Below are 17,925 nucleotides of genomic sequence, written 5' to 3'. Positions count from 1 at the left end.
ACGTCAGGGAGAAAAAATTTTGAAAAAAATTTCATCTCCCCAGCAAACACAATACTATCAAGGATATCAGCGCCAGAATAATATTATTTCTTAAAATTTCGTATGCCTTGCTAACCTGGTTCCTCACCGTAAAAACGGATATCCCCAACTCTTCTGCCACCTCTTTATACTTCCTTTGCTCCAAACAAACCTTTTCAAATACTATTCTGCACTGTGGAGGTAAAGCCGCAATCGCCTGCCCCAACTGTCGTACCCTATCCTGCAACAATAACTCCCGCTCCACCGGATCTTCATCCGCCGGCAACTCTTCCAGTAAATGATCTTCGGAAACCAACTTATTGTCACGTAAATAATTAAGACTGGCATTATGTACTGCCCGAAAAGCATAACGCCGTGGAGATACCTGAATTTGTAAACCGGCTCGTTGCTGCCAGAACCTGGAGAAAAACTCCTGTACAATATCTTCCGCCGCCTGACGGTCTTTCACTATCCGCCACGAATAGGCACACAAACCAGCTACCGTACTTTTAAAGAATTGTTCAAAAGCGGCAGGGTCGCGCTGTAGCTCTACCCACGAATAGTTGTCTGATTGGTGCTGCTGACTCAAAATTTAAATAACTAGGACGGATTGCTCCAAATATATAAATTAAAATCAAAAAGCCCCGCCAGACACATCCTAGGTCCGCCTAAAAAATATATACTCCCACCGTTTCATTATTTACTAAATTGGACGGGCATATTTCCCCTTGAAATATGCCCTAAAATCGTTACAACAATGGAATGGAACACACTGCAGCCACAGGCACTGTGGACAAACTTCGCCCACCTGAACGCAATTCCAAGAGCTTCTAAAAAAGAAGCCGCGGCAATTGAATTCGTCATGAAATTCGGCGAGAAACTAGGCCTTCCGGTAATCAAAGACGCTACCGGCAACGTCATCATTAAAAAACCTGCCAGCCCCGGCATGGAAAACAGACAAACAGTAGTGCTCCAATCACACCTCGATATGGTGCACCAGAAAAATAATGATACCGATTTCGACTTCGATACACAAGGTATCAATATGTTCATTGAGGGCGACTGGGTAAAAGCCAAAGGCACTACCCTCGGCGCTGATAACGGGATTGGCGTGGCTGCCATCATGGCCATCCTGGAAGATAAATCCCTGGTACATCCTGCCATTGAAGCACTGTTTACCATCGACGAAGAAACCGGTATGACAGGCGCCATCAGCCTGGACCCCGCCAATATCAGCGGTACCATCCTCCTCAACCTGGATACAGAAGAAGAACATGCCTTCACCATCGGATGCGCCGGTGGCCTGGATACCAATACCAGCGGCACTTATAAAGAAGTCCCTGCCGGCGAAGGATTCCTCTCCTATATCCTGAAAGTAAAAGGCTTACAAGGCGGACACTCCGGAATGGATATCCACAAAGGACGCGGCAATGCCAATAAACTGATGAACCGACTGCTCTACAAAGCACAACAAGTCTTCGATATCCAACTGGTATCGCTCGATGGCGGTTCTCTCCGCAACGCCATCCCACGCGAATCCACCGCCCAAATCCTCATCTCTAAATCAGAAGAAGCCGACTTCCTCCAATTCGTAAACAACTACGAAACAACCATCAAAGAGGAATACAAACAGGTAGAACCTAAACTGGCCGTGGAATTCACCTCCACCACCCATCCCGGTATCATGATGGAACCTGCCTATTTCGCCCAACTCACCAGGGCATTATACGCACTGCCAAACGGCGTTTTCCGTATGAGCCCGGAAATACCAGGACTCGTAGAAGCGTCTACCAACCTGGCCCGCGTCATTGCAAAAAATGGTACGTTTACCACCCAGTCCCTGCAACGCAGCAGCGTAGACAGCACCAAAGAAGATGTTGCCTTCGCAGTAAGAACAGGACTGGAAAATATAGGTTGCACTATTAATCAGGAAGGCGGCTACCCCGGCTGGAAACCGAATAAAGACTCCGCCATCTTACAGGTAATGACAAAACTGTTTAAGGAACAATATAACCAGGAACCTGAAGTAGGCGCCGTTCATGCCGGACTCGAATGCGGCATCCTCGGATCTCATCTGCCTGGTATGGATATGATCTCCTTCGGCCCTACCATCCTGGATGCACACTCCCCGGATGAAAGAGTGCAAATCTCAGCGGTAGAACGTTTCTACAAACTATTGACACATACATTACAGGAAATACCTGCCAAAGCATAAAATGAAGGCCGCCTCATAAGAGACGGCCTTTTTTCTTAATCAACTATTCGGACTTGAGACTGTGAGCAGGATTCAAAATGGCCGTTTTTATGGCCTGATAACTAATCGTACAAAGGGTTACTAACATTACTAACAGAAAAGCATATACGAAAACAATCGGCGATATCTGAATACGATAATCATACTGTTCCAACCAGGATTGTAATATCATCCATGCCAGCGGAATAGCAATCGCGCTTCCTACCGTCACCAGCAACAAAAACTGCCGGCTAAGTAATAACCACAGATGCATCGTGGAAGCGCCCATCACCTTGCGAATGGCAATCTCTCGCGTTCTCCTGGAAGCAGAGAAAGCCGCAAGCCCCAATAACCCAAAACAGGATACCAAAATAGCAAGGACCGCAAAAATCCCTGCCAGCTTACCTGTCAGCACTTCCATCTTAAACTTCTGTTCATAGGCCACATCTGCAAATGTATATTCAAATGGATATGCAGGATTGTAACGGGAGAAGATAGCCGCTATCTTTGCCAGCGATTCCTGCGTTGGAATCTGGCTGTTCAGACGATAAATGATGCTGCCATTGCTTTTTTCATGCAGGAATACAGTCGGTTCTGTAGGTGTAAACGGCGATTCCATCAATACATCCTTCGCCACACCTACAATGGTAAGACGCAACTTACCATTAAAAACGATCACCTGCCCTATCGGATGCTGCAAATTCATTTTCTTCACGGCAGCCTCATTTACAATGACCATCCCAGAATCAGCCGCCATCGTTTGATAAAAATCACGACCTTCTTTAATAGGCATATCAATCGTATGAAAATAATCTTCCAGCACAGACATATTGACAACGTTGATAAAGGAAGATGGCCCTCCCGTCTTGCCCTCCCACTGGTTGATAACGCCATGAGAATATACATCTGTTATCGCACTTCGTGCAGCCGTTACCGATGTCACCGCTCCGGACGCTAACAGTTCATTTTTCAGCGCAGGAAAACTATGATCCAGATCTACAGTCATCTCTGTAGATACCAAGCCGGTGGCATTATATCCTGTAGGTCTCGACTTTCCATATTGTATCTGTTGATAGATAACTATAGTTGCGATGATTAATGCTACAGAAGCGGCAAACTGCACAATGATCATTGCCCGCATCATGCCTCCCGATTTGTTATGCTGCTTTCCTCCCTTCAATACTACCACCGGACGGAAACCCGACAACAAAAACGCCGGCCGGCTACCCGCCAATATCGTTACGATCAAAATGAATAACGCCAATGTCATCCAGGCAAATGGCTGTTGATATGGCAGCTGAATAGATGCGCCCACCATGGCATTAAAAAATGGCATGATGACAAACAACATCCCTATACTCAATACAGCTGCGATAGCTGTCAACATGAACGACTGTATCATGAATTGCATTACCAGACTACTCCGCGAAGACCCGATTGCTTTTCGAACTCCTACTTCCTTCGCCCGTTTATCGGCCATGGCAGTGGACAAATTCACAAAATTGATACAGGCAATCAGAAGAATAAGTAATCCGATGATGATAAACATCCGCACATAAGCTATAAATCCGCCTACCACTTTTCCATTTTCAATTTTGTCGTAGAGATGCCACTGCGTTAATGGATGCAACATGGCACTCAAATGCGTAGCCGGAACGTGAGCATAAATCAGATCGCTTGCTTTCTTTTCCACCCCGGCCAAATTCACTCCCGGAGCCAGTTTAATAAAACACTGAAAGGAATTATTCTGCCAGTCGTTGCGAATACCCTGTATCCATTGACCCTGACTTTGCATTTCCAGATTTCGGAATGGAAAAAGAAAATCAAATTTAATAGTGGCATTATCCGGAACGTCAGCCAGTATAGCCGCCACACGCAGATCCTGCTGATTCTCTAGTCGAACGATCTTATTGATTGGATCTTCATTGCCAAAGAGGGCTTTTGCTGTAGACTGCGTAAGCAGGATATTATTGGGTGTTTTCAACAAACCCGCGTCTCCACGGATCACCTGATAATGAAAAATATCAAGAAACTCCGGTTCTACCGCTCCTCCTTTCAATATGTATTTCCGGTCTCCTACTAGAATTCCTTTCGCAGAAAACCAGTCGGTGATGGCCGCCCGCTCTACTCCCGGCACCTCCGTCTTCATGGCGGTAGCCAATGGCAGAGATGTTTGGGCCATCCCATGCTTCTGTCCCTCATTATCCACATAATTGGACTTCACCTGATAAATATTTTCATATCCAGGCAGAAACCGATCATAGGTATACTGATGCCAGGCCCAAAGGCCAATTATCAATGAAACCGTCATCCCAATAGCTAGTCCAGCTACATTCAATAAAGTATATCCGGGATTGGACTTGCAATTCCGCCATGCCGATTTCAGATAATTGCGAATCATAAATTTTTTTTGATGATCATCCCGAATAGGATGCCAGTATATAATACATTGACTATCAAATACAAATAGAATAAACCCTGTCCATTTACGGACGAAGATGCATCAAAATTGAACAATAAACACCACTTCATTGCCCCCACTACTATAACGAGTATCCTGCAATGAATTTTACATAAACACAAACAGCCATATAACAGCAGTGTATACACGAGATTCAAAAAAATGTATATATTGCAATAACAGCGATATACGTCCAACCAAAATCGTAACAAACTCTTAATAAAAGACTTATTCCGATTAATATACTTTTGCGCAATGGGAAAAGATAAGCAGATACAATCGCTTTTTCAAAGGGTCTGCTATGAGAACGATATTCAGGCGTACAATGAATTATACATAGCGCTTTGTGCCCGGTTGATTCATTTTTCTGCATCCATTGTATCTTCCTTTCATCTGGCAGAAGAAATTGTGTCGGATGTGTTTATCACGTTGTGGCAGAAACGAAATGATTTGTCACATGTAGACAATCCGGTAGTATATCTGTATGTCAGCACCAAAAATCTTTCCCTTAATACTTTAGCACAACAAAAGAAACATCAGCACAGATCATTGGATCATATCAATCTGGATATGCTGTCCATAGCACCCGATGCCGAAAACGGAATGGTATCTGCAGAAGTTGCCCAGAAAATAGAAAAGGCCATTCGTTCCCTGCCCACCCGTTGCCAGCTGATATTCCGTTTAATCAAACATGATGGCCTCAGTTACCGGGAAGTAGCCATTCTATTGAATATTTCCACCAAAACCGTGGACGCTCAACTTACTATTGCTGTTAAAAAAATATCCCAGGTAATTCGTTTCGACCTGTCGAATGAAATCGTGCAAAGCTTTCTCCGCATCGATTCCTGATTTTTTTCAATTCTCTTTAGGGAGTTTTTACCCTTTTACTTGTCCTTCTTGTAAGGGAGAGTCAAATAATTATTACAAACCCCAAAAGGGCAGTATATTTTGTCTCTTATCTCTAACTATGGACCAGGAAAATCTCTACACATTACTCGCACGCGAAATGGCCGGTGAACTTTCGAAAGAAGAAGCTACGGCCCTGCAACAACTGTTGCTGCAGGACCCCAATGCCGCGCATATACGCGAGGTATTTGCACAAAACTGGAAGTCCGCCAAAAATTCATATAGTCATGCTCAGGTAGAGCAACTACTGGAAAAACACCAGCTTCGGTTACAACAGGCAATCGAAGTGCGGGAACCAGTACCAGCAACAACGGCGCCACGAAAAATCTGGAAACTGTATGCAGGTATAGCCGCCAGCATATTAGTATTGGTAACGATGGGTATGTACTTCTTCCATTCCAAACCAACAAAAGCCCCTGTCCCACTGGCACAACTGGTCACTTCCAAACGGACGCGCTCACAAATAATATTACCGGATGGCTCACGGGTATGGTTAAACGCTGGAAGCAAACTAAATTATCCGGAACATTTCGAACCGCATAAACCAAGAGAAGTAACCCTTGAAGGGGAAGCATTTTTTGTGGTGACCGGCGACGCCGAAAGACCATTCCACGTACATACCAAAACATTTCATGTACACGTATTAGGTACCTCCTTTAATGTGAGAGCCTATCCAACAGAAGACAGTGCAGTGACCTCTCTCGTGCAGGGCGCTGTAGAAGTAGTGATGAACAATGATTCCCGGCAGGTGGTTGCTCTCCGGCCCAACGAAAAGCTGACGGTCCCTGTGAACGCCGCCATGCAGCAAACTACATCCGCCGCTCCAACGCCGGTACCGCAAAAAAGTAAGCTGGCATTGGTACAGGATAGCATCTTCACCGAAACCGCCTGGGTACAAAATAAACTGGCATTCAAACACCTGAAACTGGAAAAAGTAGCCGCCATGCTGGAACAATGGTATGGCATCGAAATAGATTTCCGCGATGATAATAAACGGAATTTTTACTTCACCGGCGTATTTGAAAGAGAAAGCCTGGAGCAAGTGCTGAACGCATTGGAGAATACACGCTCCTTTACCTGGGAGAAAGACAGTACTGGAAAAATCTGGATTAAATAACTATTCTATTCACCTAAAAAAACAATAGCCTGAACAGACAGTAATTTCTAAAACTTTATTGCAAAAAGGATTTAGCTAGTAACCGAAAAAAAACGGGAAATGTTCGCACCATTCCCCGCATAAATATCGGTTAACGGCATCGTATTGGGTAAACTTTCCATCAACAATTTATTAACCAACAAAACAAATGTATGAAAAAAAGTACAGTGGGCAATTGGCTTCCGCCAGGTCGGAAGCTATATAAACTGTTAATTTTTATGAAGCTTTCAATGCTGCTGATCACCGTTGCATTCTTACACGTAAGTGCAGCTGTGCATTCTCAATCTACTATTACAGTAAAACTCACGCAGGTGCAACTGGAGAAGGCGCTGGCCCTCCTCGAGCAAAACAGCCATTACCGGTTTGTTTACAACGACGACAACCTGCCTGCCAATCATAAAATAACACTGGATGCCAAAGACTGGAGCATCGATGCGGTCCTGGATAAAATCCTGGACCATACCTCCCTCCGCTTCAGAAAAATGTCCGATAAACTGATCGTTATTGCCCCCGCCAATACGGTCAGCAACGACATCCTCGTGAAAGGACATGTAGTAAACCCCGCAGGAGAATCCCTGCCCGGTGTAAGCGTACGCATAAAAAATACCAGCATCGGTACCGTTACAAATGAGAAAGGAAACTTCGACTTAAAGGTTCCCGAAAATGCTATACTACAACTCACTTACGTAGGCTTCGATCAACAGGAAGTTGCCGTGAATGGCCGCGATAAAATCACCATTACACTGGAACCTTCCAGGAACTCCATGGAAGAAGTCATCGTTGTGGGATACGGTACGCAGAAAAAAATTAACGTAACAGGCGCCATTGATCAAATCGCCGGTAAACAACTGGCCGAACGACCTATCGCCAACGTCATGCAAGGACTCCAAGGTCTGAGCCCCGGCCTGAATATCAGCTATGCCGGAGGTAAACCCGGCCAGGTACCTAATATCAATATCCGCGGCATCGCAACCATCGCCGGTAGCAACGGTACCGTACCGCCATTGATTATCATTGATGGTATCGCTTCTGCTACAGAAGATATGATGCGCCTCAATCCCGCCGATATCGCTTCTATATCTGTTCTCAGAGATGCCGCTTCCGCAGCCATATACGGCGCGAGGGCCTCTTTTGGCGTTATCCTCATCACTACCAAACAAGGTACTGCCGGCGGTAAACAAACGCTCAGCTATAACAACTATTTTGCAAAATCACGCCGTACCATATTACCTACCCCCGTTACCGATCCTTACATCTATTCCCGCGTGCTGGAAACGTCTACAGACAACACGCCATGGGACTATGTAAACTATTCCGACGAATACTATAAATGGGCTAAAGAAAGATCAGAAAATCCCTCCCTCCCAGATACCCGCATCGACCCCAACGATCCCACAAAATGGGCTTATATGGGCAGCAATAACTGGAATGACTATTTCTTCAGCAAAACCAATCCTTCCCAATATCATAGCATCTCCCTCAGCGGTAGCGCTGAAACAGCTAAGAAAATGCCCGTTACTTATCTGCTGTCTGCCGACTATACCAAAGAAAATGGCCTGAACAGATTAGCGAAAGATGAATGGAACAGAACCGGCATGCGCGCAAAAATCAACCTGAAACCAATTAGCTGGTTACAAGTAGATAATAACCTGAGTATTTATCAAACCAAGGCAGACGGCCCTACCTACAATATCACGGATGTATACTATCTCCAACCTACGCAGGTGGCCGTAAATCCTGATGGTACCTGGGGCAATTCCGGCGCAGGACGCCTCGCTGCTCAACTGGTAGACGGCGGCCGCAATGTTGCCACCCGCTTCGGTTTCCAGGATGTTATCAAAGGCGTTGGCTCATTCCTGAACAATGATCTGCAAATCACCGGAGACGCCAGCTTCCAACGCGAATTATGGAAATACCATGTAGACCAGAACATGTACAAAATCGGTTATGGCCCCAAGGATGTTCGCCAGGAAGGTAGTAGCGCTGTAACAGAAGAAAATGTTTTTGTGAGACACGATGTTTTCGACCTGTATGCCAACTATCATAAAACGATCGCCAGGAATCATGCTTTCACATTGCTTGCAGGTTACAACCAGGAAAGCTATGAATCCCAGGACATCTCGGCCAATAAGAAAAATATCATCTCCCCATCATTACCATATATAAAACTTACCAGCGGCGATGCCTCCGCCACAGGCACTTACGCTTCCTACGCCATCAGAAGCCTCTTTGGACGTATCAACTATACTTTTAAAGACCGATACATCATCGAAGCCAATGGCCGTTACGACGCATCTTCCCGATTCCCATCCAGCAACCGCGTAGGACTCTTCCCCTCCGTATCTGCGGCATGGATAGCCAGCGAAGAAGCATTCATTAAAAAAATACCATTGATCTCTGTACTCAAATTCAGAGGTTCATACGGTAGTCTGGGCAACCAGAATGTATCCTACTTCGGATACCTGCAACAACTACCTACCTCCAACTCCGGCTACCTGATAGACGGTAACTTTAATCAAACAGTAATCTCAGGTGCGCCTCTGTTGAAAATTGATCCATCTACCTACACCTGGGAAAAAGTAACCACTACCAATGTGGGTACCGACATTGGCCTGCTGGAAAACAGATTCCAGGCTTCATTCGACTACTTTATCCGCAATACCACCGGCATGCTCGCTCCCGGCCAGGAACTCCCTGCCGTACTCGGCACCGGCGCCCCGCTGAGAAATGCGGCCGATTTATCCACCCGCGGATGGGAACTCTCCGCCGCTTACCGCAATGATTTTAAAGTCGCCGGTAAACCATTCAACTTCGGTATCAAAGTGACATTGTCTGACGACAAAACAATTATCACACATTACAAAAATGACCAACAACTATTCAGTGGCAATTACTGGGATGGAAAAACTTTCGGCGAAATCTGGGGCCTGACCAATGACGGCTACTTCAAAGACAAGAACGACATCAAATCACTGGACGAATCCGCCATCGTTCCATGGGGCGCGCTGGAAATCAAAGAAGGCTGGCCTAAATACAAAGACCTCGATGGCAACCATAAAATAGAACTGGGCACTTCTGCAAAAGATCCCAAAGACCTGAAAGTAATCGGTAATACCAGTCCACACTATCGTTACGGTATAAACCTGGATATGAACTGGAATGGTATTGATCTCTCTGTATTTATGCAGGGTATCGCCAAAATGGATTACTATCCGCATCATTACCTGTTCTGGGGCCCTTTCCAGCAACCCTATGCGAATATCTATCCATGGAACCTCGACTACTACCGGGCTACTGCCGATAATGAAGCCACCCGCGCCAAACACAGCGAATCATATATCAAAGCTGGACTCGCTGATGCCAATACCAATTCCTACTATCCGATATTACAGTCCTGGCTCGCCGACAACAATAACCATAAAGGATTGGATATTCCGCAATCAAAATATCTGTTAAGTGCCGCTTATCTGCGCATCAAGAACGTTACACTGGGTTATACAGTACCTGCTTCCATCACAAAACGCTACCACATTAATCGTTTACGCTTCTTCGTTAGTGGAGAAAATATCTTCGAATTCTCCGCTATTAAAAAATACGTAGATCCGGAATCTATTATTGACGGCTATGGATGGGCTTATCCATATCAGCGCAAATATGCAGTAGGGTTAAATCTTGACTTGTAATACCGGACTTTACAATTATCGCAACATGAAAAAAATTACTAAATATATCGCCGTAGGACTACTCATCATCAGTAGTTCCTGCAAGAAGGGCTTCCTGGACCGTTATCCACAGGACACCATTTCTCCAGAGCTGTTCTTCCAGTCAGAAACAGATCTCTCCCTCTATATTAATGGATTACTCGACCTGCCAGGCACCTGGCAATATCTCGGCGACCAAAGCAGCGATAACACCGCTACTACAGGCTCCATCGAAATAAAAAATATGATGATTGGAACACCCACCTCTCAAACCATTACTGGTGGCTGGGATTGGGGACGCCTACGCAACATCAATTACTTCCTGGACAACTACAACAAAGCTGCCGTAACACAGGAAGTAAAAGACCATTATGCCGGCCTGGCCAGATATTACCGTGCCGCATTTTACTTTGCTAAAATCAGCCGCTTCTCCGATGTGCCATGGTATGGGAAAACATTACTCCCGGAAGATCCAGCCCTCTACAAAGGACGCGATCCCCGCGCATTAGTAGTAGATAGTATGATGGCCGATTTATCATTCGCCGCCAGTCACGTGCGGGAAAAAGTACCCGTGGGTACGCCTAACATCTGGGCTGTAAAAATGCTGTTCGCCAGAATTGCACTCTATGAAGGTACCTATCGGAAATACCACCCGGAACTGAATCTGCAACCCACTGCAGAACGCTTTCTAGACAGCGCATTGACCCAAACCAGGGACATTATGGCCTCCGCTAAATTCGCTATCTATACGGACCAGGGAGCCTCCAAATCTTATGCAGCTCTTTTCGCCAGCCAGGATGCATCGAAAATCAAGGAAATAATATTGGCAAACTCGTCCGACTACGCGAAAAGTAACGGTAGCAGCAACAGTAATATCAATAGTTATGTGTTCGGCGATTATGAACAGTCACCTTCACGAGACCTGATACAAACTTACCTGATGCAAGATGGAACACGTTTCACAGACATCCCGGGCTACGATAAATTTCAGTTTACACAGGAGTTTGTGAACAGAGATCCCCGCATGGTGCAAACGCTGGCCTATCCAGGTTTTAAACGCGCGAACGATACACGCCCGTACATTCAGCGCTTAAATAAAAACTTCACTGGCTACCACCAGGTAAAAGGTTATTTCAATACCACTGATAACGTAGTGGCAGGAAGTATGTTTTTCCCGGTATACCGATATGCAGAAACGCTGCTGATCTATGCGGAAGCACTCGCGGAAAAAGAAAAACTCACCCAAAGCGACCTGGATAAATCAATAAACCTCCTTCGTGCCCGTGCAGGCATGCCTCCCATTGACATGGTTACCAGCAACGCCAATATTGACCCCGTCCTTGCCTCCCAATATCCAGATGTAAACAGTTCCCTTAAAGGAACCATTTTGGAAATCCGCCGCGAAAGACGCGTGGAACTGGCACTGGAAGGTTATCGCTACGATGATCTGATGAGATGGCACGCCGGTAAACTGCTGCAAAAAATTCCAGAAGGCATGTACTTCCCAGGATTGGGCAAATACGACATGACAGGCGATGGCATTCCGGATATCATCCTGATTGATAAAAGCCAGGATATCCCGGCAGAAGGTAATAAAGAGAAAAATTCACTGAATATCACACTGGACTACTACAAAGCAGGCAGCTTTGGCGACGATGTAACCGTATATCTGAAAAATGGCGCTGCCGGAGGAAACATAGTAACGGAAACGAATACACGAAATTTTCAGGAACCTAAATTCTATTATCGCCCTGTTCCTAATACACAGGTAGTGCTGAATCCGAACCTGAAGCAAATTTTTGGCTGGGAATAAACCATCTTATGAATAGAAGAGATATATTAAAACGTACAGGTCTGCTGGCAGCCGGTTCCCTTCTGGGACCGGTGGCCGCCAGCGCCGCAACCGGCAAGCAAAGCCCGGTTCTCACTATAGCGCATATAACGGATGTGCATATACGCGAAGATCTCAATGCGCCAGCGCGATTCAAAAAGTGCCTGGAAGAAATTAAAAAGCAAAAAATTGATTTCTTTCTGAACGGAGGAGATTCCATCTTCGACGCTTCTTATGATAATGTGACGAGAGATCGAGTGACACAACTCTGGGGCATCTGGGATGATTGTATCAGCACCATCAAATCCTATGATATCTACAGCTGCCTCGGGAATCATGATATGTGGTGGAAAGCTCCTTCCAAAGAGGATTCCATGTATGGGAAAGACTATGTTGTAAAACGTTTAAATATCCCGCACCGTTATTATAGTTTCTCCCGGAAAGGCTGGCATTTTATCATCCTGGACGGTAACAACGATAATGTGTCGCTTGATGAAGAGCAATACAAATGGCTGGAAAAGGACCTTCAATCATTGCCGGCCGGTACGCCTACCCTGGTAATGTCGCATTATCCAATACTGGGTATTACGCCTATCCTTGTAGGTGGCGGTCATTCAGATCATTCCAAACTGAAAGCGTTGTTTTATCAGCATCGCGATAAAGTGAAAGTCTGTCTGAGCGGTCATAATCATCTATCCGATAATGCGGTGTATAACGGCGTGCGTTACTGCTGTAATGGCGCAATGAGCGGCTTTTGGTGGGGAGCGGGAGATAAGGAATCTGCCGGGGAAGGCTATTACCTGGAAACGCCTCCTGGTTATGCTATCCTCAAATTATACGCAGATGGTAAAGTGGAAAACGATTATATCGCACATTCCTGATCAGGAAAAAGAGAAATCACCCAAAATAAAAAAGCGTCTCAGTAGAGACGCTTTTTTTTGAACGTTGACCGTTCCGGTAGTTGCCCGACCTGGATTCGAACCAAGACAGTCAGAACCAAAATCTGATGTACTACCCTTATACTATCGGGCAATCAATGCTTATGGTGCATATACCCCCGTTGTTTGGGATTGCAAAAGTATGCTTTTTTTTGAATCTGCAAAAAAAACTTTTCAGCTTACAGTTTTTCTAATATCTGCGCCGGTTTGATCCACTCCATACAAGCATGATCTCCTCTGAAACAAGGCTTATTCCCAAACACAGAACATGGCCTGCACTCCAGATCCAGGATCTGTACGGCATTGTCGGCCGACTGTCCATAGCCCATAAACCCGGCATATGGATGCGTTGCTCCCCAAACAGAAACCACCGGCACCCCAAATAGCGAGGCCAGATGCATGTTCGCGGAATCCATGCTCACCATGGTATCCAACTGACTAATCACGGCCATCTCCTCTTTCAAAGACAAACGCCCCGCCACAGATACTGTCTGCGGATATTTAGCCGCTAAAGCGCCTAATCGTGCCGCCTCCTCTTTTCCCCCGCCAAAAAGCAGCACCTTATGCCCCTTTTCTCCGGAAACAGCCGCAATCACCTCTTCCATCTTCTCCAAAGGATACATTTTTTCCACATATGTGGCAAAAGGGGCGATTCCCACCCATTTATCCGTTCCCTTGGATGCTGTTACCGCCAATACGGATTCAGGTAAAGGACGAGGCGCAAAAACGGGTTTAGTACCCATTTCGCAGGAAAGCTGCAATCCACGGAATACCTGAGCATACCGCTCAATGGTAGTCGTCAGCGGCTGCAGTACTTTATCTTCCTTCCGCGTCAACGCCTTCTTACCAGCACGCCCTTTGTCGATTGTCCGCACCGGTACTCCCGTTAAACGGAAAAATGTACTCACCACCAGAGACCGAAGCACATTGTGTAAATCCGCTACCGCCGAAATCCTGAATTTGCTACGCAACTCCCGGAAAAGACGGAATAAACCAGGAAACCCTTTGTGAACACCCTTGAAATCCGCCGGATAAAAAGTAATCCCCGGAATGCCTTCACATAAAGCCCCCCAGTTCTTATTGGATACAAACACAATATCCACCCCCGGATTACTCTCCAGCATCTGCTGCATCACCGGTATGGTCATCGCCATATCCCCTAATGCAGAAAACCGGAATACCAGAATGGTTCGCTTGCTTTGTTCAGCTGCCATCTTGCTAAATCTTGAAAATTGGACTATTTCCCTTTATACAATACCGGATTCAGTGAAGGATCATTATACATCTTCATCTGCTTATACACCTTCATATATTTCTTACCAGCCGAAATATCCTGCAATAACTCCTCAATGGCCGTACCCAGATCCTTACGCTGCTCCAGCAGGATATCCAGCTTACGCTGACACGCTTCTCTGTGCTCCGGCGTAGCATCCTCACGGGTAGCCTCTTCCTGCATATGATAAATCTTTAACGCCAGAATAGACAACCGGTCAATCGCCCAGGCCGGACTCTCTGTATTAATAGCAGCATTAGCCACCATTGATACATCCTTGTATTTATCCAGGAAATAACTGTCAATGTATTCTACCACATCGGTACGCTCCTGGTTACTTTTATCAATCCAACGCTTGATACCCAAGGCTTCCACCGGGTCTATCGCAGGATTACGAATAATGTCTTCCAGGTGCCACTGCACCGTGTCTATCCAGTTTTTCAAATAAAGCAGGTGCTCAATGCTGCTCTTTTCATATGGATTGCTAATGCTCTGATGAACATCATTATACTGGTGATAGTCCAGTATGCTCTGATTAAATATCTGATTGCACAGTTGAGTAAACATCCGGCAAAATTATAAAGAATTTTTATCTGTTGACAATCACTTTCACATAATAAATTTTAAATATGTATCGTTTTATATGCGCTGTAACCTCAAACGCCTTTGCGCACTTTATTCTTTTGCTCTTTTGCGAGCAAAAAAAAAGCGCACGGTTGAAACCATACGCTTATTGTAAAAGATTGTCATGTGAATGTTCGAGAATGCAAATCGTGTAGGCATTAATGGTTATCTTGTGGATACGAATCCCGCAAGGTCATTACCTCATAACTTGTTACTCTTGCTAATAGCATGCATCATTGCAGCATACCGTTAACGTTGGCATTAATATTTTGAAATTGTAATTTTTTAATTGGAGTATACATTACTCTATGGCAAATAATATTTTGAGGGTATAAAAAAACTATCGTCACAGTAATCAGTCACATTCTTTTTTGCCGTGTCCACGGCGGGAACAATCATTAATGTAGTTTTTACTGTTTGCCGGACTTCCAAACTTCATTTCCTCAGGTTAAAGTCCACATGGCCAATTTTAACTTTCAGGGTTTTCTTTTAATTGCTAATCGGGGAAACTCCATCCATCTCCTTATCTCTTCGTCTCTTCATGCAAATTAAAAGGAGCCACTGCAATATTATGTGCAGTGGCCCACTTTTTTTATACAACGTTCGTGTGAAAATGTGATTTTTTTTATCCATTTTAGCTCGCCGAAGCCTTGCGCTGACGGCTCATTGCAAGATAATACACCGGAACGCCTAACAGTATGATACCCAGGCCCGGCAGTGTGTATTTTGTCTCAAACATCAACAACAGGATGGCCAACGATAACGCTACCACAATGTAGACAATCGGCAGTACAGGATAGCCAAATGCCCTGTAGGGGCGCTCTATCTCCGGACGCTTCCTACGTAACACGAAAATTCCCAGGATCGTCAGCACATAAAATATCAGTACGCCAAAAATTACTAACGCCAATAAATCATTATAACGCCCTGTCAAACAAAGGAACGATGCCCAGAAACACTGTATCCACAGCCCCTTTGCAGGCACGCTGTTCTTATTCAACTCTGCTGCTCCCTTGAAGAACAACTTATCTTGTGCCATGGTATAATAAATTCTTGCTCCGGAAAGAATCAATCCATTATTACATCCAAACGTGGAAATCATGATCATCACTGCAATCACCTTACTGCCAATACCGCCAAAAATATGCTCTGCGGCTGCTACCCCTACTCTGTCATTCGCTGCAAACGCAATCTCATTCAGTGGCAACACCGCCAGATACATCAGATTAGCACTCACATAAATAATCGTCACAATCAACGTTCCCAGGAATAAAGAACGACCAATATTCTTCTGCGGATTCTTGATTTCCGCTGCAATAAATGTAACGTTGTTCCAGGCATCACTGGAGAACAAAGTACCTTTCATAGAGATCGCAATTGCTCCCAGGAAAGCCAGGCCAGTTAAGGAAGACGACACCAGATTGTTATCAGTCATACTCAACGAAGCCGCGCTCCATGCATGCTCCCAGTTAGCATTCCAAATCTCTGCTTTTGCCCCCAGCAGAAAACCAAAAATAATCAGGCCAAAAAGGGACAATAACTTAGCCATCGTAAATACGGTCTGGATCACCTTTCCATGCTGTACCCCCCTGGTATTAATATACGTGAGGATAATGATGGATACAATGGCCACAATCTGCGCAGCAGATATATTCACCAACGATGATTCAAACAACAGATTCTTTTCACTGAAACCAGGAATCAGATATGCAGTGAACTTCGCAAATGCTACCGCCACCGCAGCAATAGTACCTGTCTGAATAACGCCGAACTGCGTCCAGCCAAAAAGAAATGCAATAAAGGGATTATAAGCTTCCCGCAAGTATACATACTGACCTCCCGCTTTGGGATACATACCGGAAAGCTCGCCATAGCTCAATGCAGCTATCAGCGTGACAATGCCCGCCAATACCCACATGGCAGTGATCCATCCTGCTCCACCTACATTACGGGCAATCTCAGCGGTAACAAGAAAAATCCCGGACCCAATCATGGAGCCGGCTACGACCATCGTGGCATCGAGTAAGCCTAAAGTTGGCTTGAAGGATTTAGTTTGGTTGATTTCCATAAGTTAAAGTAGAAGTAAAAAAAAATCCTGGTTCAATGAACCAGGACTATAAGGTAGATATTTTTTTCAAGATTTGTATTTCCACAGGTTATTTTGATGCACCCGCTTCATTCATCCCCTTGATAACATCAGCAGTAATATCATAGTTAGAATCTTTCCACAAGATATTGCTCACACCCTTACGATAAGAGAAGATATAAGCAAAACGCTTGTCTTTATTGAATGATTCCAGAAAACCATCCAGACGAGTTTGTAACTCATCATTGAATTTAGCTTCCTGCTCAGAATAAGTAGTTCTCATTTGTTGCGCTTCCTGCTCCAGTTGCTGTTTCTTTGCCAGAATAGAACGTTGTGCGTTTTCTCCCTGCTCCTGTGTCATGCTGGATGCATTACGCTGTAAATTTTCAAACTCATTCTGCAATCCGCGAGCCTTCGCCTGCAGCGTATTTTCCATGGATTGCTGTTTCTTCTCCAACTCTGCTCTCTTCTCTTTGAAATACTCAAAATGTGCTTCCAGAGAATCCAGATCTACATACGCAATTTTGAAACCTCCATTGGTAGCAGCTGCAGTAGAAGCAGTGTTTGCAGCAGGTGCAGTGCCGGCAGTTTTATTGTTCTGGCACGCCATGAATAAGCCTGCTGTCAGTGTGGCTACTAATCCTTTAGTCACGATTTGATTACGAGTGCGCATGTTTGTTAAGTAGATTTTCTGAATT

General features: G+C 45.1%; 12 protein-coding genes and 1 tRNA gene. 6 read left to right on the top strand and 7 right to left on the bottom strand.

Going from position 1 to position 17,925, the window contains the following annotated elements:
• Positions 1 to 31: 31 nt before the first annotated feature.
• Positions 32 to 607: an RNA polymerase sigma-70 factor gene (locus CLV59_RS01740; protein ID WP_170137619.1), complete on the bottom strand. Its 576-nt coding sequence runs from the start codon at positions 605 to 607 to the stop codon at positions 32 to 34.
• 168 nt (positions 608 to 775) lie between these two features.
• On the opposite strand from CLV59_RS01740, the gene CLV59_RS01735 reads away from it, so the two are divergent.
• Entirely contained in the window at positions 776 to 2,233 is a 1,458-nt protein-coding gene (locus CLV59_RS01735; protein ID WP_111590273.1) for an aminoacyl-histidine dipeptidase, read from the top strand.
• A 43-nt stretch (positions 2,234 to 2,276) separates the two neighbouring features.
• Here CLV59_RS01735 and CLV59_RS01730 read toward each other — a convergent pair whose 3' ends face one another.
• Complete coding sequence (locus tag CLV59_RS01730; RefSeq protein ID WP_111590272.1) at positions 2,277 to 4,652, bottom strand: ABC transporter permease; 2,376 nt, start codon at positions 4,650 to 4,652, stop codon at positions 2,277 to 2,279.
• A gap of 315 nt (positions 4,653 to 4,967) precedes the next feature.
• Here CLV59_RS01730 and CLV59_RS01725 point away from each other — a divergent pair, with 315 nt between their 5' ends.
• The 5 genes from CLV59_RS01725 (at position 4,968) to CLV59_RS01705 (ending at position 13,187) form a co-directional block, all read left to right on the top strand.
• Positions 4,968 to 5,561, top strand: a complete 594-nt coding sequence (locus CLV59_RS01725; RefSeq protein WP_111590271.1) for an RNA polymerase sigma-70 factor — start codon at positions 4,968 to 4,970, stop codon at positions 5,559 to 5,561.
• A 118-nt stretch (positions 5,562 to 5,679) separates the two neighbouring features.
• On the top strand, positions 5,680 to 6,735 hold the full coding sequence (locus CLV59_RS01720; protein ID WP_170137618.1) for a FecR family protein: 1,056 nt from the start codon (positions 5,680 to 5,682) through the stop codon (positions 6,733 to 6,735).
• Positions 6,736 to 6,992: 257 nt separating this feature from the next.
• Entirely contained in the window at positions 6,993 to 10,457 is a 3,465-nt protein-coding gene (locus tag CLV59_RS01715) for a SusC/RagA family TonB-linked outer membrane protein (RefSeq protein ID WP_170137617.1), read from the top strand.
• 25 nt (positions 10,458 to 10,482) lie between these two features.
• Positions 10,483 to 12,288 carry a RagB/SusD family nutrient uptake outer membrane protein gene (locus tag CLV59_RS01710; protein ID WP_111590269.1) on the top strand — a complete coding sequence of 602 codons (1,806 nt, stop codon included), beginning with the start codon at positions 10,483 to 10,485 and terminating at the stop codon, positions 12,286 to 12,288.
• 8 nt (positions 12,289 to 12,296) lie between these two features.
• Entirely contained in the window at positions 12,297 to 13,187 is an 891-nt protein-coding gene (locus CLV59_RS01705) for a metallophosphoesterase family protein (RefSeq protein WP_111590268.1), read from the top strand.
• 80 nt (positions 13,188 to 13,267) lie between these two features.
• Here the strand turns inward: CLV59_RS01705 and CLV59_RS01700 are convergent.
• The 5 genes from CLV59_RS01700 to CLV59_RS01680 form a co-directional block, all read right to left on the bottom strand.
• A tRNA-Gln gene (locus CLV59_RS01700) sits at positions 13,268 to 13,338 on the bottom strand.
• Between the two features lie 85 nt (positions 13,339 to 13,423).
• Positions 13,424 to 14,458: a glycosyltransferase family 9 protein gene (locus CLV59_RS01695; protein WP_111590267.1), complete on the bottom strand. Its 1,035-nt coding sequence runs from the start codon at positions 14,456 to 14,458 to the stop codon at positions 13,424 to 13,426.
• Between the two features lie 23 nt (positions 14,459 to 14,481).
• The gene (locus CLV59_RS01690) at positions 14,482 to 15,084 is read right to left on the bottom strand and encodes a DUF4254 domain-containing protein (RefSeq protein ID WP_111590266.1); all 603 of its coding nucleotides are present in this window, start codon (positions 15,082 to 15,084) and stop codon (positions 14,482 to 14,484) included.
• Positions 15,085 to 15,775: 691 nt separating this feature from the next.
• Positions 15,776 to 17,209 (bottom strand): APC family permease, encoded by a 1,434-nt coding sequence (locus CLV59_RS01685; RefSeq protein WP_111590265.1) that lies wholly within the window; start codon positions 17,207 to 17,209, stop codon positions 15,776 to 15,778.
• A gap of 88 nt (positions 17,210 to 17,297) precedes the next feature.
• Complete coding sequence (locus CLV59_RS01680; RefSeq protein WP_111590264.1) at positions 17,298 to 17,900, bottom strand: OmpH family outer membrane protein; 603 nt, start codon at positions 17,898 to 17,900, stop codon at positions 17,298 to 17,300.
• Positions 17,901 to 17,925: the final 25 nt, after the last annotated feature.

The sequence above is a fragment of the Chitinophaga dinghuensis genome (genome assembly GCF_003259435.1).
Classification (GTDB): Bacteria; Bacteroidota; Bacteroidia; order Chitinophagales; family Chitinophagaceae; genus Chitinophaga; species Chitinophaga dinghuensis.
The sequence above is the reverse complement of the archived record's forward strand: the minus strand, read 5'-3'. Positions and strand labels throughout refer to the sequence as shown.

Coding starts and splice junctions, on each gene's coding strand:
- CLV59_RS01735 (WP_111590273.1), top strand. CDS start 776: ATGGAATGGAACACACTGCAGCCACAGGCACTGTGGACAAACTTCGCC.
- CLV59_RS01730 (WP_111590272.1), bottom strand. CDS start 4,652: ATGATTCGCAATTATCTGAAATCGGCATGGCGGAATTGCAAGTCCAAT.
- CLV59_RS01725 (WP_111590271.1), top strand. CDS start 4,968: ATGGGAAAAGATAAGCAGATACAATCGCTTTTTCAAAGGGTCTGCTAT.
- CLV59_RS01720 (WP_170137618.1), top strand. CDS start 5,680: ATGGACCAGGAAAATCTCTACACATTACTCGCACGCGAAATGGCCGGT.
- CLV59_RS01715 (WP_170137617.1), top strand. CDS start 6,993: ATGAAGCTTTCAATGCTGCTGATCACCGTTGCATTCTTACACGTAAGT.
- CLV59_RS01710 (WP_111590269.1), top strand. CDS start 10,483: ATGAAAAAAATTACTAAATATATCGCCGTAGGACTACTCATCATCAGT.
- CLV59_RS01705 (WP_111590268.1), top strand. CDS start 12,297: ATGAATAGAAGAGATATATTAAAACGTACAGGTCTGCTGGCAGCCGGT.
- CLV59_RS01695 (WP_111590267.1), bottom strand. CDS start 14,458: ATGGCAGCTGAACAAAGCAAGCGAACCATTCTGGTATTCCGGTTTTCT.
- CLV59_RS01690 (WP_111590266.1), bottom strand. CDS start 15,084: ATGTTTACTCAACTGTGCAATCAGATATTTAATCAGAGCATACTGGAC.
- CLV59_RS01685 (WP_111590265.1), bottom strand. CDS start 17,209: ATGGAAATCAACCAAACTAAATCCTTCAAGCCAACTTTAGGCTTACTC.
- CLV59_RS01680 (WP_111590264.1), bottom strand. CDS start 17,900: ATGCGCACTCGTAATCAAATCGTGACTAAAGGATTAGTAGCCACACTG.